The organism is Pseudomonas sp. B21-019 (genome assembly GCF_024749225.1).
Taxonomy (GTDB): Bacteria; Pseudomonadota; Gammaproteobacteria; order Pseudomonadales; family Pseudomonadaceae; genus Aquipseudomonas.
Genome location: NZ_CP087193.1, coordinates 297970 through 313622, shown reverse-complemented (window position 1 = coordinate 313622; position 15653 = coordinate 297970). Strand labels below are relative to the sequence as shown.

Genomic DNA, 15653 nt, shown 5'->3' with positions numbered 1-15653 from the left:
TGCAGCACGACTCCAGCAAATGAACTCTTAACCATCGTAGAAACAACAGGATGGATTTAGATTTTTCGGGAGCAATGAAGTACCACTAAGTACCTGGAGTTATCAGACTTAGCGGGTTGGCTAAGAGACGATCTTCGGATGCACGTGCTGGTAAAGCGTGCGCCATACAAAACAAAGCCCTCGCAAAACGCGAGGGCTTTGTTGTTTCTGATGTTTAGAAAACAGGTCTTAGTGACCCGCACTCTGCCCACCATCAACGTGCAGAATTTCCCCGGTGACAAAGTTGGCGCTGTCCAGATACACCACAGCCTGAGCAATATCACTGATCTCGCCCATATGCCCGATCGGGTGCAAATTCCCCAGCGCTTCATGGGTTTCCTCATCATGCATCGGCGTTTTGATGATGCCGGGGCTAACCGCATTCACTCGAATCCCGCGCTTGGCGTACTCGATGGCCAGGGATTTGGTCGCCGCGTTCAAGCCACCTTTGGTCAACGAAGCCAGTACCGATGGCACACCGTCAATGGCGTGGTCCACCAGGCTGGTGGTGATGTTGACGACGTGGCCTTTGCCCTGCTTCTCCATCTCGGTGATCGCGAGTTGGGTGATGTAGAAAAAACCATTCAGGTTCACCGACAGCACCGCGGCATAGTCTTCAGGGGTGTAAGCCGTGAACGGTTTGGCGACGAAGATCCCGGCGTTGTTGACCAGGGTGTCGATGCGGCCAAAACGTGCGATCGCTTCACGAATGACTTGCCGAGCGACTGCCGGGTCGCCGATGTCGCCCGCCACGGTGAGGATATCCGGGTCGGTGGACGATTTGATCGAACGCGAGGTGGCGACAACCTTGTAATCGAGATCACGGAAAGCCTTGACCATGCCTGCGCCGAGACCTTGGGATGCGCCAGTAATAACGATGACTTTTTTCGAATTGCTCATGATGAACCTCTACTCATAAATGATGGTTTGAAAAAGTGATTAATCAGGCTTCAACAGGCGCCTGCGCCATTTGTCTCAACATCTGTTCGTAGTACTCGACCGATTGCGAACCGGACACCAGGTGACGACCGTTCAGCACCATGGCCGGTACCGAATTAATCCCGCGCTCGCGGTAAAACACTTCAAGCTCACGCACTTCCTGGGCAAGCGCTCCGGATACCAACACTTCACGCGCACTCGCCGCATCCAATCCCACTTGCGTCGCTAGTCGAACCAGCGTTTCGCGATCGCTCGGGTTCTGGCCGTCGGTGAAATAAGCACGTAGCAAAGCTTTCTTGAGTGCGAGCTGCCGCCCCTCCTGCAACGCCCACAACAGCAATCGGTGAGCATCGAAGGTGTTATGGAAGTGGGTGCGCTTCTCCAGATCGAACTTGAACCCGATGGCCTCACCCCGAGCGATCTGCATCGCTTTGCCAGCGGCGACGTCCTCGGCACTGCGCCCGTACTTGCGCATCAAGTGCGCAACCGCGTTCTCGCCTTCGGCCGGCATGTCAGGGTTCAGTTCGAAAGGCTTGAAAGTCAGCTCGACCGAGACCTCACCCGCCACGTTCTCGATCGCTTGCTCCAACGCCGTCGCACCCAAGGCACACCACGGGCACACCACATCGGAAACGAAATCGATGGTGACGGAGGCGGTCATGACTGCCCCTCCGCCTCAGCCAGTTGCTTGCGGTACTGGGTGGTAGTGATACCGGCATAGCCCCAGTTATCGGTGTCGACTTCCTCGATCACGATGTGGGTCAGGTCCGGGCGTTTGTTGAGGACGCGTTCCAGGGTTTCAGTGATTTCAGCGATCACCTGAGCTTTCTGCTCCGAGGTAACGCCATCGCGGGTAATGCGTACGCTGACAAAAGGCATGATGAGTCTCCAGTGACCTGCCCTTCGGGATGAATGGGTAGGTGGGTGGAGCTCAATGTAGGAGGTTGGTTTGGGGGGATAAAGGTGGGGGCGGGAACATCATTAGTGACGTGATGTAATGAGTCAGTCCTCAGATCAGACCTTAACCTTTATGCTAATTATGGCTGGCCAATAATTATGGCGTGTCCATAAAAAGAGGTGGTCGACCAAGCGAAAACAGATTTGGTGCTGATCATCGACGAAGTGCAGCACGCGATTTCCTCCGACGACGGCAATCAACTGCTCCTGGCACTCAAAGCCGCTCGTGATGCAATAAACCCACGCCCTAATACACCTGGCTACTTTCTGTTCATCGGAACGGGATCGCACAGGGCGCAAGTCAGCGAACTGACTGCAAAGCGGAACCAAGCATTTTCCGGTGCAACGTCGGCGGCTTATCCGGTGTTGAAAGGGGATTACGTTGAGTACCTGCTGAACCGCCTCGCAATGACGGTGAAGAAGGAGAAATTGCCGTCTCTTGATGTTGCCATTGAAGCGTTCAACACCCTGGGGAATCGGCCAGAGGAAATGCTCAAGGCACTGCGACAGGTCGTGAGGTACGCGTGGAAGAGATTCAACCGGTGGTGATTGCGCTGGTTGCCGAGAACATCATCATGCGGCGTGGGCATGGGATCTATGCGATTACGGATCAGTTTGTTCAGGAGATTTGGTTGGAAGAACGAGCGTTGATTGATGCCAGTTAGAATCCAGATGAAGCCTGTAGCTCAATGCCGACTGGCCATTGAACGGTGCGGCGGTGTTGGGCTTTTCCGCAGCCTGAAAAGATGCCGACACACGGTCCGACACACACGTTGACACCCAGGCTATAGGGGCAGAGAATTTAATTGAGAGCGCGAAACCGACTGCCTCCAAGTGGCAATAGTCGGCGGAGGGACCTCGTTGATGACTTGGAAATCGACGCCTGGTGAGACCTCTTCTCCCCTGCTTGAGGGAGCACAATATCAAGCACCTTTTCATGAAAGCAGCCTGATCAGGCTGCTTTTTTTTTGCCTTGGGAAAAGGTTTCGTTGATAAACAAACACCCAAAAACGCCCACACCTCCCCCATCCGGGCCACTTTCTTGACCCCGATCATCTCCCCTCCAACAAAAATCTCGATCCTGTGCAAGCCTCCAGCCATCGGACGCAGAATCATTTCGCTACTAAACTCGGGACAAGCATGCTCTGGTGCAGGATCATAGCCGGCACGCGACCCACGCCCACCGGGCGGCAAGGTACACAACAATAGCCAGCCCACTTTAGAGGGCATTACCCAAATGGATAGCAGAACCTTACGCAACCTTATGCGCATCGTGCAGACCGGCTCGTTGTCGGCGGCGGCAGAGCATTCCTTTTTGACCGTGCAGGCATTGGCCGCGCAGTTGAACAAGGTCGAAGAGCAGTTCGGTTTTCGGTTGTTTCGTCGCTCCAACAAGGGGCTGACCCTGACCACACAGGGCACGGAGCTCACGCCCTACATGGACAAAGTGTTGGTCGCCACGCGGCAGCTGGAAGAGAAAGTCGCCGCGCTCAAGGTGCCCGGGCAGCGCACGCTCAAGGTTGCGCTTAACACCACGCTCTCGGCCGACTTCAACCGGCGAATGATCGGACGCCTCATCGAGGTGTTTCCTGATTATCAGCTGGAATTCAGCTACGCCGAGTCGATGGAAAACCTCAGTAAATTGAAGAATGAGGACTTCGACCTGGCCGTGCTGATCGGGCCGCAACAGCCGGGGTTGCCCAGCATTGCCCTGCCCGATGTGCAAGTGCAGGTGGTCGGTGCTCATTGCGGTCAGGAAAACGACCCGCTGGTGCTACTTGGCAATAAATTTCAGGTTCGGCCGGCCGACGACTGTCCGTACTCCCACAGCTTCTTGCGCTTTCTCGACGCAGGCCTTGGCAACTACGAGTCAGGCAAGCGGATGATCTATTCCTGCAGTGAAACCCTGACCCTATCGTTGATCACGCAAATGGACGGCCTGGGCATGGTTTCCCGTGAGGCGGCCCTGCGTAACGGCCTGACCATCTTCCCGGGGTTCGAGGATTCCCTCGAAGTGCGGCTGGCGATCAATAATCCCGAGTTGTCGGGTCAGGCCTTGAATGAAGTGGTCGATCTGCCGTTACATGAACGAGCCGAGCGCAATGTACGCAGCCGTTCCCACCGCAACGGAGAGAAAGAGGTTTTTGCTGAAATACGCACATAACAACGTCGGAATGGCTGCATAAAATTCCGGGCGATCGAGCTGCACATGCTGATCCTTGATCAACAGGGGCGTGAGGCTGATGGCAGCCACGATCGCCACCGGCAGGTATTCCAGCGCCCGGGCGACCAGAGGTGGCCAATGATCGGTGTTCACCTGCAGCGGTAACGCGCGTGGCAGGAATGTCACGGCCATCATCAGCGCGACGACCAGGATCAGGAACGTTTGGTCAGGCATACACCCACTCCGCAGCCCACGAATGTGGCGATGAATACGTTGAAGGGTGAGTTGCCAATCAGGCTCAGTGCCCCCATGCAAGCGACCGCGGCCAGTGCAGCGATCAGTTTGTTGCGGGTGTTGCAGAGCGATACCAGCACGTAGAGCATCATCGCGGTCAGTGCATAGTCGAGCTGATATTTGATCAGGTGCGCCGCGTACTGCGCGCAGATCGCCCCCAGCAAACCGCCGAGTACCCACGAGGTGTGGCAATACAGATTGAAGCCGATCAGGTAACGCACATTGACCGGCGAGCCCTTGCCCAGTTTGACGCTGTGGAAGGCGAACGATTCATCGGTCAGCCCACCGGCATAACACCAGCGTTCCAGACGGCTGAGCCCCATCGCCTGCAGGGCCTTGGCCATGTAGACCGACATCAGCATGTGCCGCGCGTTGATCAGAAACGTGGTGAGGATGATAGTGGTCAGCGACGCGCCGCTGGAGATCAGCGCCAGAGCGGCGAACTGCGAGGCACCGGCGTAGACGAACAGGCACATCGCGACCGGCAGCCACACGGGCATCCCGGCATTGACGGCCATCAGACCGAACACAAACGACACCGTGAAGTAGCCCGCAACCACCGGGCTGGCTTCAGCAAACGTGCGCGAGGGCTGGGGCTCGACCATCAGCGGCTGGCTGCTGGACGTCTCATTCATAGGTCCCTCTCAAAGGTAGTTTCGCCGCGCGGCTCACAAAAGCCCTGGGCACTCCAAAAACGTTTGCCGGCAAGGTTAGCATCGTCGACGAACAGGAACATCCGCAGCACACCCACCCGTTTCATGTCCGCCGAGGCCGCTTCCACCAGACGCTGACCGACGCCCTGGCTGCGATACAACGGGCTCACCGCCAGGTGATTGATGGTGCCACGGCTGCCAAGCATGCCGCCCAACACCGCGCCGACCACTTCGCCACTGACATCGAGTGCGAGGAACGCGGTGGTGGTTTTCTGCACCAGCACACCGCGCAGGCATTTGGCGTCCTGCCATTCACAGAACGACACTTCTTCGAATTGCCGAAAGAAGCGCTCCAGGCGTTGGGCATCCTTGGCCGTCGCGCGTCGCAGCATCACCGGTGCAGAGCACTCGGCGATGTTCATCATGGGGTCGAACTGTTCAGCGAACAATGTCGAAAGCGGTCCCGGGCCGCGAGAAGGAAATGGCCAGAATCTGCCGATAGGCCATTTCGTGAGCATGGGTGTTGCGTGCCGGTGTCACGTAGTGACGCATGTCGCGATCGAGGAAGTAGGTGGTGTCGAGGATTTCCAGATAGGTCGTTGCCGCCAACTGTTCCTCTTGGGCCGAATACAAACGGCTCTCCGCCCCGTCCACATTGTTACGCCCCCAGAAATGCACACCGCTGAACGGATAACCGTCGCAGTGGATACCTTCCGGGGTAATTTCCAGTTGCTTGCCCGGCTTGATCTCGATGCGGATCTGATGAATCTGGCATTGCCAGATTTCGTCGTGCAGTTCCGGCGGCAATACGTGTTTGTACACCTCGAAATCCGTATCGATCAGGCTGCGCATCACCGGCGAATTAATGACTTCATTGGAGAAGTCCTGGAAGTGCCGCTCCAGTCCACCGACGTAGCTGTTGTTGGCCTTCGATTGCACGTAGGCGCGATGTTCCAATTGCTTCAAGTCACGGGTGACCGGGTTGTATTCAAAATCGCTGTAGCGACGAAAACGCATGCCCGCATCGGCTTGGCCGTAATAACTGTCCGGCTCCATGTTTTCCCAACTTTTGGTCAATCTGACGAAGTCGGAAAAATGACCGAAGAGGTTGAAGTCGGCTCCCTGGACGTTGACATACTTGTCGCGCCGTAGCGATTCGCCAACTTCTCTGTTCAACACGATCATTACTAGGTCTCCGCTGCATTAAGCGGCCTAATCTAGTAGGTGCCGGATTGACGGCCCATGAGAAAGAATTTCAGGCATATCAAGCGTTGCTTGAAACGCAGGATAAAGTTGCTCCAATTCGACTTTTTACGATCGAAAACAGCCGTTTTCGGTGTTTTTATATGGTTATGAGGCAAAAAAACCCCGAACCAGTCAGGGTTTTTATCGAGTCTGAACAACTCAGCCGATCATCAGAAGATGTTGATCGGGTAATCCACGAATACGCGCAGTTCGTTGCCGCTGACGTTGTACTCGCTGGATTTCTGCGACACACGCAGGATCGAGCTGCGTACCTTCACGCTCAGGTCTTTGGCCGGGCCACTCTGCACGACGTACTTGAACTGGTTGAAGATCTCGCGCTCGGTGCCGCCTTCGCTGGTGGAAGTGGTGATGTTGTCGCCGCGCACGTAGGCCACGTTGTAGCTCAGGCCCGGAACGCCGAAGGCGCCGAAGTCCAGACCGTAACCCAGCTGCCAGCTGCGTTCGTCTTCGGCGTTGAAGTCGGACCAGTAGGAGTTCGCCAGGTATATGGTGTTGCCGCCGTCGCCGACGCGGTTTTGGCCGCGCTGATAGCCACCGTAGGCATAACCCAGGTTGCTGTCGCCGGTGCTGCGCTGGTGGGCGAGGGTGAACGAGTGCGGGCCAGTGGCGAAGGTCGCTGCCAGGCTCCAGATTTTGTTGTCGTCGCCGGTGACACCGTTTTCCCGGACGTAGGAGTTGTCCAGCTTGGTGCGATAGCCGTTGAAGTCCAGGGTCAGGGACTGATCCTTGGCGATCGGGAATACGTAGTTGGCGTTCACGTATTGTTTCTTCAGTACGTCTTCGACGTCGGAAGCGTACAGCGCTGCCTTGAACTGTTCGGTGAACTGGTAGCTACCGCCCAATACGTTGATCGACTTCAAGCCACCACTGTCACGGCCTTCAGCGCTTTTGCGCGATTCGGCGGTGAAGCGACCGGCGTTCAGCTCCAGGCCTTTGATCTCTTTGGAGGTGATCAAAGTGCCGGTATAGCTTTCAGGCAGCAGGCGAGAGTTGTCGTAGTTCAGCACCGGCAGGGCCGGCATCTGGTCACCATAGGTCAGCACGGTGCTGGAGATACGGAATTTGACCGCGCCACCGAACTTGGACAGGTCATCCGCCGCGTTGCCGCTGTCGCCCTGCTTGAAGAAGTCGATACCACCGGCGCCGCTGCGGCCTTTGCCGCCGTCCAGGCGCAGTGCGTACAGACCGAAGGCATCCACACCCACACCGACGGTGCCTTGGGTGAAACCGGACGAGTAAGTACCGATGGCCGCTTGGCCCCATTCGGCTTTGTCCGGGTTGCCATCTTTATAGTCACGATTGATGTAGGCGTTGCGCAGCAGCACTTTCAGGCTGCTGTCTTCAACAAAACCCTTGGATTCGGCCTGGTCGTTAGCCATGGCCTGTGTGGTGCTCAACATCCCCAGTGCGATCAGGCTGATTCGCTTGTTCAACATGTTATTTTCCTTATTACGGGTTGATACGCTCTGTGCCAAACAGCTGAAACGGCGCTATCGCGCTCTTTTTTCACCGCAAAAACAAAAAGGCCCGCCCACGAAAATTCGCGGCGGGCCTTTTATTGTTTTGTCAGTCGTGGCGGTTAGCCACAGGCGTTGGGGCGCATCCTATCTGCGCCCTTAATGATGTGTCAATTTCGTGAATCTTCTGTAAATAGGCGAAAATCGTCTAAGAAATCACTTGTCAGCGATAGCCAATTGCACGACATGGCTGTCGACGAATTGTTCGAAATGGGTGACTTTTCCGTCGGCCAGAGTCCACAAGTGCGCGACTCGGGCATTCATCGCACGACCGGTGGCTTTATAGACGCCGCTGTAATTGCCGTAGGCAAATACCTTGTCGCCCTGAGCGACGTAGTTCTCGACCTTGAACTGAAAATCTTCCCACTCAGTGGCCAGACGCTTGAAGACGTTTTCGACGATAGCGTCGAAACCGACGTAGGTCCCGGCGCAGGGGAAACCCGCCGCTTCGGTCCAGCGGGCGTCATCGGCCAGCGCCGCCGCGGTGTTGCGCGCATTCTCCTGGGAGTTGACGCCTTCGTAGGTGCTTTTGATCAGGCTCAGGTTATCCATGGTGACTCCAGGTGAGTTCAATGGGCGCAGCCGTCGAGGCCACAGGTTTGAAACGCGGATGAAGACTCTGTTGCCGAAAGCGACTGGCTCAACCATTGGGCGAAGGCTTGCGGCTTGCCGAGCCAGGGGCCGATATCGACCAGGGTGAACTGGCCATCCAGTTCCAGCGCGAAGGTAGGGAAGCCCTGACCGCCGACACGGGCCAAGAGTGCGCGGCTGTCCTTGATATGGCGATCGGTATCGGCTGCACTAAATGCCTGCTGGAAAGCCTCGGGCTCAAGACCTGTCTGTGCGGCGAGTTCAAGCAAAACAGCCTCGTCAGCGATGCGTCGACCTTCCACGTAATGAGCCGTCTGCAAACGCCCCAGCAACTCCAGTCCGCGCCCGGCGATCTGCTCGGCTGCCAGCACGGCGGCAATCGGCGGCGTGGAATCGAACACCGCCGTCCCATCACGCAGCAATCCCTCAAAATACGCCTCGCCGAACGGCTGGCCGGTGTACTCGGCGATACGTCGGTCATGGGGCATGACGTAATTGCGTAGTTGTGGCGAAACGGTTTGACGATTGGCACCGCTCATCATGCCGCCCCCGTGGCCGATCACCGGCAACACGGCTTGGGCAGCTTGCACCAAGGGTTTGGCGCCGTAGCACCAACCGCACAATGGGTCGTAAATATAGTGAAGGATCATGGGAAGACTCCGGCAACAAAGTAGAAAAACTCGATGCCGGCAGATTAATCCCCAGACAGTTTCGGAAAAACGCTGGAATGACTTTCAGTCTGTTTCTTGAATCGGTCGAATGCCCCTAGTGACCGGCACCTCCGATCTTGCAGGCATCCACTTTTCCAACGGGCATAAAAAAGCGCCGCCTTCCCGGCAGCGCCTTTATCAATCCGTTGTTTTTCTTCTTATCCTTCCATCACATCCCACAATGCTTCCAGTTCCGCCTCGCTGAATAAACCAGCGGGATAGCGCTCGATCATCATCCGGCGCGGATCAGGTTCTCTGATCTGACGCGTTCCATTGGACTTCAACCACTGTGCCAGGACTTGAAGCGATTCGCTGTTAACTGCCAGGGGATGCAGTGCCCGCTCGCCCACTACGTTCATTTCGGCGTTCATCTCAGCGCTCTCTCCTGGTTTGTGAGCGGCTAACTTATCCAAGGTTTATGACAGAACATCGAAGTTCTCTCCCTCCCCGTGTTGCGCCTTCGAAGATACAAGAGCTATGCCAATGTTTTCGAAGTGTCGATAAGTGGATACAAAAAAAGCCCGCAGTCCTGATGGGCTGCGGGCTTTGTGCAAAACGAAGAGGCTAAACCGTTGCTCAATCGATTTTTCAATCAACTCAAGCTGTTACGACCTCACTCACTCTTTGTGCGGAGCGGGCTGTTGTTGGGTAAGGCAATGAATGTTACCGCCCCCAAGTAACAGTTCGCGACCCGGCACCATGACGACTTCGTGCTGCGGGAACAGGTTCTGCAAAATCTCTTTGGCCGGCCCGTCCAGTGGGTCATCGAAGCTTGGCGCGATGATCCCACCGTTGACGATCAGGAAGTTCACATAAGAGCCGGCCAGACGCACGGTCGGATTGCGCTCCTGAGTGCCGTCCACCGGGTCCACACCTGCGCACTCTTCTTCGGTCGCATACAGCGGCCCCGGAATCGGCATTTTGTGCACCGTGAACGAGCGCCCCTTGGCATCGGTGCTGTTTTGCAGCACGTTCATGGCCGCCTGGCAGCGCGGGAAGTTCGGGTCCTGCGGGTCGTCGGTCCAGGCCAGCAACACTTCACCTGGACGCACGTAGCAGCAGAAGTTATCCACATGGCCGTCGGTTTCGTCGTTGAACAAACCGTCCGGCAGCCAGATGATCTTATCCACAGCCAGGTTTGCGCTGAGCACCGCTTCGATTTGCTCACGGCTCATGTGCGGATTGCGATTGCGGTTGAGCAGGCACTCTTCGGTGGTGATCAGGGTACCTTCGCCATCGACATGAATCGAGCCGCCTTCGAGCACAAAACCCTCGGTGCGGTAGCGCGGGCTGCGCTCGATTTCGAGGATCTTGCCCGCCACCTGCGAGTCACGGTTCCACGGCGAATACAAACCACCGTCGAAACCGCCCCAGGCATTGAAGTCCCAATCCACGCCACGGACTTCGCCACTGTTATTGATGACGAACGTCGGGCCGGTATCTCGAACCCAGGCGTCATCGCTGGACATCTCCACCACACGAATATTCGGCACATCGAGACGGGCGCGGGCATTTTCGTACTGGCCAGCGGAGACCGCTACGGTCACCGGTTCGAAACGCGCGATGGCCTTGGCCACTGCGACATGCGCGGCTTGCGCCGGTTTGCCACCCAGGCGCCAGTTGTCCGGACGCTCGGGCCAGACCATCCAGGTCTGGGTTTGGGGTGCCCACTCGGCAGGCATGTAAAAGCCGTCGGCGCGAGGGGTGCTGTTCAAAGTGGTCATGGCTTCAGGACTCCAGGGAACCGTCGAGGGTTTTGATCGCGCCGTACAGGTTCGGACGACGGTCGCGGAACGAACCCCAGGCGCTGCGAATGTGCTCCAGCTCATCGAGGTCGAAGCTGTGAACCAGAATGCCTTCTTCGGTTTTGTTCAGCTCTTGGACCTTCTCGCCAAACTGGTTGGCGATGAACGACGAGCCGTAGAAGGTAATGTCGTAGCCGTCCTGCTCTTCATTGCCGATGCGGTTGCTGGCGATCAGCGGCATCAGGTTGGCACCGGCATGGCCCTGTTGCACGCGCTGCCAGTGGTCACGGGACGAAATGGTCTTGTCGTGCGGCTCACTGCCAATGGCAGTCGGGTAGAACAGAATTTCCGCGCCTTGCAGCGCCATGCTGCGGGCGCACTCAGGGAACCACTGATCCCAGCAGATGCCCACGCCGATTTTCGCGTAACGGGTGTTCCACACTTTGAAACCGGTATCGCCCGGGTTGAAGTAGTACTTTTCGTGGTAGCCAGGGCCATCCGGGATGTGGCTTTTACGATAAATCCCGAGGTTGCTGCCGTCGGCATCGATGATCGCGATGCTGTTGAAGCGCGCGCGACCGGCCAATTCGTAGAAGCTGATCGGCAGCACCACTTGCAGTTCCTTGGCGACTTTCTGGAAGTGCTTGATGGCAACGTTGTCTTCTACCGTCGTGGCCAGTTGCAGGTAGTCCGGGTTCGGCTTCTGGCAGAAGTACGGAGCCTCGAACAGTTCCTGGATCAGGATGATTTGCGCACCTTTGGCCGCTGCCTCACGGACCAGCTTTTCAGCGGTCTCGATGTTGGCTTCGAGGTCCCAGGAACAGGCCATCTGGGTGGCGGCGACGGTAACGATACGACTCATGAATCATCTCCTGGGCAAGTGCTTGAGGGTCAGTGTGGCATCGACCGATGACAGAACGGGAATCACCGGGCGTGGTTCGTCCACACCGTGGGCAGTGGTGACTTTATAGCCGATAAAAATCGGCTTTAAAAGCAATAAATATCCACCACCTCTAAATAACCTCAAAAATTCCCGATAACAATCGACATTTACAACCTCTGCGAGCTGCCTACAAACCTTCGCCCAGCACCTTCGACAGCATGTCCACAAAGAAGTCCACACTCTGCCGCGACGTGACCATCGGCGGTTTGATCTTGAGAATGTTCAGGTAATCACCCGTCGGCTGCATGAAAATCCCCAACTCACGAAGGCGATCGCACAACGCCGTGGTTTCTTCGGTCGCCGGCTCAAGGGTTTCGCGATTGCGGACCAACTCCACGCCCAGATAGAAACCGGAACCATGCACCGCCCCCACCAACGGATGCCGGTCGATCAAGGCTTCAAGACGTTCCTTGAAGTACCCGCCCACGACCTGGGCGTTTTCCCAGAGTTTTTCTTCTTCCATCACATCCAGCACCGCCATGCCGATCCGGCAACTGACCGGGCTGCCGCCAGCGGACGAGAAGAAATAACCCTCGGCCTCCAGCGCTTCGGCGATCTCCCGGCGGGTAATGACGGCGCCCAACGGCTGGCCGTTACCCATGCCTTTGGCCATGGTGATGATGTCCGGCACCACGCCCTGCTCTTCAAAGCCCCAGAAAAATTCACCCATGCGGCCGTAACCGACCTGCACCTCATCGGCGATGCACACCCCGCCTTGAGCACGGACCAGTGCATAGACCTGCTTCAAATAGCCCGGTGGTAGCGAGATGCCGCCGGCATTGCCATACACCGGCTCGCAGATGAAACCGGCGAGTTGGCGTTTCTGCCCGGCGATTTTCGCCAGGTTGTGTTCGACGCTGCGCACGTAGTCCGGCGCGCTGTCCGGGCCACGGAATTCGCCGCGATAGGTGTTCGGCGCAGTCACCGGGTGCACCCAATCGGGACGGCTGCTCAAGGCCTTAGGGTTGTCGGCAATCGAAGTCGAGACCGCATCCGCCGCCACCGACCAGCCGTGATACGCCTCCAGCACACTGAGCATGTCGCGACCGCCGCTGTAGGCCCAGGCCAGGCGAATCGCCAGGTCATTGGCCTCGGTGCCGCTGTTGACCAGGAATACGCGATCCATGTTGTCCGGTGCCAGCTTTAGCAAGCGCTCGGAAAACTCGGCAATCGCGGCATAGTGAAAACGCGAGTTGGTGTTGAGCAACGACCATTGACGGCCGGCGACGGCGGCCATGCGCGGATGACCGTGACCCAACACCGCAACGTTATTGAGCATGTCGAGGTAGGAGCGGCCCTGCATGTCGATCAGGTGATTGCGCCAGCCACGCTCGATGCGTGGCGGATCGACGTAATAATGCTTCTGGGATCGGGCGAAACTGGCATCGCGGCGGGCCAGCAAGGTTTGCGGGTCGAGCTCCTCTTCGGCATCGCAAGCCAGGCCCAGCAACGCAGCCGGCGAGGGGCACAACGCCTGCCAGGCGGCAGCGCGCGAAGGTGTGCAAAACAACGGTGCGTCGAGCTGAGCACTGCGGCACAACTGTACGATCAACGCTCCGCTGACAGAGCCCAGCACCTGGCCTTTGACCAATGCCGCGCCACTACGCACCGATGGGGTCACACCCCACAACCGGACGCTGAGCTCTGGGCCGTCCAGTTGCAGCAGGCTCTCCCCTTCGATATGGATGACCCCGGCAAAGGGTGCTTCGACCGCCGTGCCGTCAGGCACTTGCAACGCCACATGCAATGGGAAAGTGTCTGGTTCGCTGGCACTGTCCGGTCGGGTTTGGGACAGACGATATTGGCCATATCGACTGGCCGCCAGTCCATGAGTTACGGCGGCTTCCGTCAACAGACGCAGATCGATCCCCTGCTGCTCCCAGTTACCCGCTTCGAAATGCGGGCTGAGGACACCCAGATCGATCAAGGCAAACTCACGCCCCACCAGACTCGGCAGCAAGGGAGCAAAGCCTTCGCTGCCTATGCTCGGCAGGCCTTGACCAACCGCGGCAAGAATCGCCGCCTCCATCAATGCCAGCGGCACCGATATGGCCACGCGGAAAATTTCCCACTCATGGGTCAGGTTGTCGCGACTGTACTCGTTTCCCGGATCAATGCTGACCTGCTGTTCGCCACTCAGCACCAACACCGCCGAGCGCGCAACGATCAGCGGCCAGAGCGCCAGCAGTTCTTCATGTTGCAGCGGATTGATCGCGTGATAGGCCCGAACCGCCGGCAAAATGTAGAACGGATCGCCATCGGCATGGTGCAGCAGCGCGGCACAGGTCACCGACAGATCGGTGATCCGCCAGGTTCGGACCAGGTCGCCGAAATCGATGACACCCTGCAACTGCCATTGGCGCTGCGCATCTCGCTGCCAGACCACGTTGTCGTCGGTGATGTCCATATGAATCGCCTGCACCGGCAGCTTATCCACCAAGGGCTGCAAATGGCGCTCGGCCTGCTCGGCCGCTTCAGCAATCAGCTTGCGTTGCTGATCATCCTTGATCACCGGCAGCAAATGCGCGATCAACGCGTTGGCGTGGCGGGCGTCCCATTGAAGGGTGCGCTCAAGGCCAGGATGGTCGAAGCCGGCCAGCGCCAGGTCCATCTCGCCGCAGAGCCGACCGAAACCGGCGACCACTGCCTGGCTCAGATGGTCGAGGTGCGTCAGGGACTGGCCGTCGATGTAATCGAGCAGACGTACATGCACCGCTTGACCACCGACCTCCAGGGAGAGCAGGTCTGTACCATTTTTGGCCGGGATCACTCGCGGCACCTGCACGCCGGGATGTTCGGCCAAGTGCTTGAGCCCTGCGTGCTGGGCTTGCAGCTCCAGCACCGAGTAATCGCCACGACAGATTTTCAGGACGAAACGCCCCTGCTCGCTGTCGACGCGGTAGTTGAGATCCTGCTGGCTTCCAAGAGCCTGCAACCGTCCGCTCAGCCCGTAATGTTCTTCCAGTAACTCAAGCGCTTGCGCCGCGGACACTTGCGGGCTGGGCAGACTGGCGCGGTGAATCAACGTGGCGAGCGGCATACAACAACCCCTGAAATTTTATTAGGCGCTTATATCGCCACTGCCAGGGGCGATACGCAACCCCCCTTCCCTGGTTGGCCTGAATCAAATGCGTGAGCAACTCTCTTCACCGCCCCACTCGCGCCTGCCGGCACTTTGCGTAAGAATGTCGGCCATCAACGCCTATTGCTGGAGAAACACCATGAATGTGGTCACCACCAACCTGCCCGGTGTTCTGATCATCGAGCCCAAGGTATTTGGTGATGAGCGCGGCTTCTTCTATGAAAGCTTCAACGCCAAGGCTTTCGAAGAAGCAACCGGCCTGAACACCCGATTCGTGCAGGACAACCATTCCCGCTCGCAAAAAGGCGTACTGCGCGGCTTGCACTACCAGCTGCAAAACACTCAGGGCAAACTGGTCCGCGTCACCGTCGGTGAAGTGCTGGACGTGGCCGTGGACATTCGCCGCAGCTCGCCGCATTTCGGCAAATGGGTCGCGGTGCGCCTGTCCGCCAACAACCATCGCCAGCTCTGGGTACCGGAAGGTTTTGCCCATGGTTTCGTGGTGCTGAGCGATTTCGCCGAGTTCCTGTACAAAACCACCGACTACTACACACCGTCGGCCGAGCGCAGCATTCGCTGGGACGACCCGGATCTGGGCATCGACTGGCAGTTGGACGAAACACCGCAGCTGTCGGCCAAGGATCAGTCCGCCGCGTTCTTCAAGGACGCTGAAGTTTTTTCCTGAATTGCTGTCTGAATTTTCAGCGCCAGTGCGCACTTGATCCAGGGTGCGCAGACTGCGCCCGCAAGCCT

The 15653-nt window shown here is 57.7% G+C and carries 16 protein-coding genes and 1 pseudogene; 3 read left to right on the top strand and 14 right to left on the bottom strand.

The window, feature by feature from the left end:
* Positions 1 to 228: 228 nt before the first annotated feature.
* The 3 genes from LOY36_RS01365 to LOY36_RS01355 are packed head-to-tail and all read right to left on the bottom strand — an operon-like array spanning position 229 to position 1857.
* On the bottom strand, positions 229 to 939 hold the full coding sequence (locus tag LOY36_RS01365; protein WP_258672004.1) for an SDR family NAD(P)-dependent oxidoreductase: 711 nt from the start codon (positions 937 to 939) through the stop codon (positions 229 to 231).
* A 43-nt stretch (positions 940 to 982) separates the two neighbouring features.
* Positions 983 to 1639, bottom strand: a complete 657-nt coding sequence (locus LOY36_RS01360; RefSeq protein WP_258672002.1) for a DsbA family oxidoreductase — start codon at positions 1637 to 1639, stop codon at positions 983 to 985.
* A complete protein-coding gene (locus tag LOY36_RS01355; RefSeq protein WP_007939483.1) occupies positions 1636 to 1857 on the bottom strand; it encodes a 4-oxalocrotonate tautomerase family protein in 222 nt (73 codons plus the stop codon). Before LOY36_RS01355 ends, LOY36_RS01360 begins: the two co-directional genes overlap by 4 nt.
* A 195-nt stretch (positions 1858 to 2052) precedes the next feature.
* On the opposite strand from LOY36_RS01355, the pseudogene LOY36_RS01350 reads away from it, so the two are divergent.
* Positions 2053 to 2600 (top strand): annotated as a pseudogene (locus tag LOY36_RS01350) (ATP-binding protein); the annotation flags it as partial.
* 572 nt (positions 2601 to 3172) lie between these two features.
* On the top strand, positions 3173 to 4099 hold the full coding sequence (locus tag LOY36_RS01345; RefSeq protein WP_026346062.1) for a LysR family transcriptional regulator: 927 nt from the start codon (positions 3173 to 3175) through the stop codon (positions 4097 to 4099).
* On the opposite strand, the gene LOY36_RS01340 is transcribed toward LOY36_RS01345, so the two are convergent.
* The 11 genes from LOY36_RS01340 to LOY36_RS01290 form a co-directional block, all read right to left on the bottom strand.
* Positions 4016 to 4333: an AzlD domain-containing protein gene (locus LOY36_RS01340; protein ID WP_007939492.1), complete on the bottom strand. Its 318-nt coding sequence runs from the start codon at positions 4331 to 4333 to the stop codon at positions 4016 to 4018. The genes LOY36_RS01345 and LOY36_RS01340 overlap by 84 nt on opposite strands.
* A complete protein-coding gene (locus tag LOY36_RS01335) occupies positions 4312 to 5028 on the bottom strand; it encodes an AzlC family ABC transporter permease (protein WP_019651478.1) in 717 nt (238 codons plus the stop codon). The genes LOY36_RS01340 and LOY36_RS01335 overlap by 22 nt, the downstream gene beginning before the upstream one ends.
* Entirely contained in the window at positions 5025 to 5438 is a 414-nt protein-coding gene (locus tag LOY36_RS01330; RefSeq protein WP_177324976.1) for a GNAT family N-acetyltransferase, read from the bottom strand. The genes LOY36_RS01335 and LOY36_RS01330 overlap by 4 nt, the downstream gene beginning before the upstream one ends.
* Before the next feature lie 46 nt (positions 5439 to 5484).
* Positions 5485 to 6231 (bottom strand): 2OG-Fe dioxygenase family protein, encoded by a 747-nt coding sequence (locus tag LOY36_RS01325; RefSeq protein WP_258671999.1) that lies wholly within the window; start codon positions 6229 to 6231, stop codon positions 5485 to 5487.
* A gap of 230 nt (positions 6232 to 6461) precedes the next feature.
* On the bottom strand, positions 6462 to 7748 hold the full coding sequence (locus LOY36_RS01320; RefSeq protein ID WP_258671997.1) for an OprD family porin: 1287 nt from the start codon (positions 7746 to 7748) through the stop codon (positions 6462 to 6464).
* Between the two features lie 237 nt (positions 7749 to 7985).
* Complete coding sequence (locus tag LOY36_RS01315) at positions 7986 to 8381, bottom strand: nuclear transport factor 2 family protein (protein ID WP_258671996.1); 396 nt, start codon at positions 8379 to 8381, stop codon at positions 7986 to 7988.
* Between the two features lie 17 nt (positions 8382 to 8398).
* Positions 8399 to 9070: a DsbA family protein gene (locus tag LOY36_RS01310; protein ID WP_258671995.1), complete on the bottom strand. Its 672-nt coding sequence runs from the start codon at positions 9068 to 9070 to the stop codon at positions 8399 to 8401.
* Positions 9071 to 9288: 218 nt separating this feature from the next.
* On the bottom strand, positions 9289 to 9501 hold the full coding sequence (locus tag LOY36_RS01305) for a hypothetical protein (RefSeq protein ID WP_018929289.1): 213 nt from the start codon (positions 9499 to 9501) through the stop codon (positions 9289 to 9291).
* A gap of 246 nt (positions 9502 to 9747) precedes the next feature.
* Positions 9748 to 10854 (bottom strand): agmatine deiminase, encoded by a 1107-nt coding sequence (gene aguA / locus LOY36_RS01300; RefSeq protein WP_258671993.1) that lies wholly within the window; start codon positions 10852 to 10854, stop codon positions 9748 to 9750.
* A gap of 4 nt (positions 10855 to 10858) precedes the next feature.
* Entirely contained in the window at positions 10859 to 11737 is an 879-nt protein-coding gene (gene aguB, locus LOY36_RS01295) for an N-carbamoylputrescine amidase (protein ID WP_019581765.1), read from the bottom strand.
* A gap of 208 nt (positions 11738 to 11945) precedes the next feature.
* Positions 11946 to 14858, bottom strand: a complete 2913-nt coding sequence (locus LOY36_RS01290) for an aminotransferase (RefSeq protein ID WP_258671992.1) — start codon at positions 14856 to 14858, stop codon at positions 11946 to 11948.
* A 181-nt stretch (positions 14859 to 15039) separates the two neighbouring features.
* Here LOY36_RS01290 and rfbC point away from each other — a divergent pair, with 181 nt between their 5' ends.
* Positions 15040 to 15585 (top strand): dTDP-4-dehydrorhamnose 3,5-epimerase, encoded by a 546-nt coding sequence (rfbC, locus tag LOY36_RS01285; protein WP_258671989.1) that lies wholly within the window; start codon positions 15040 to 15042, stop codon positions 15583 to 15585.
* The last annotated feature ends 68 nt before the right edge of the window (positions 15586 to 15653 follow it).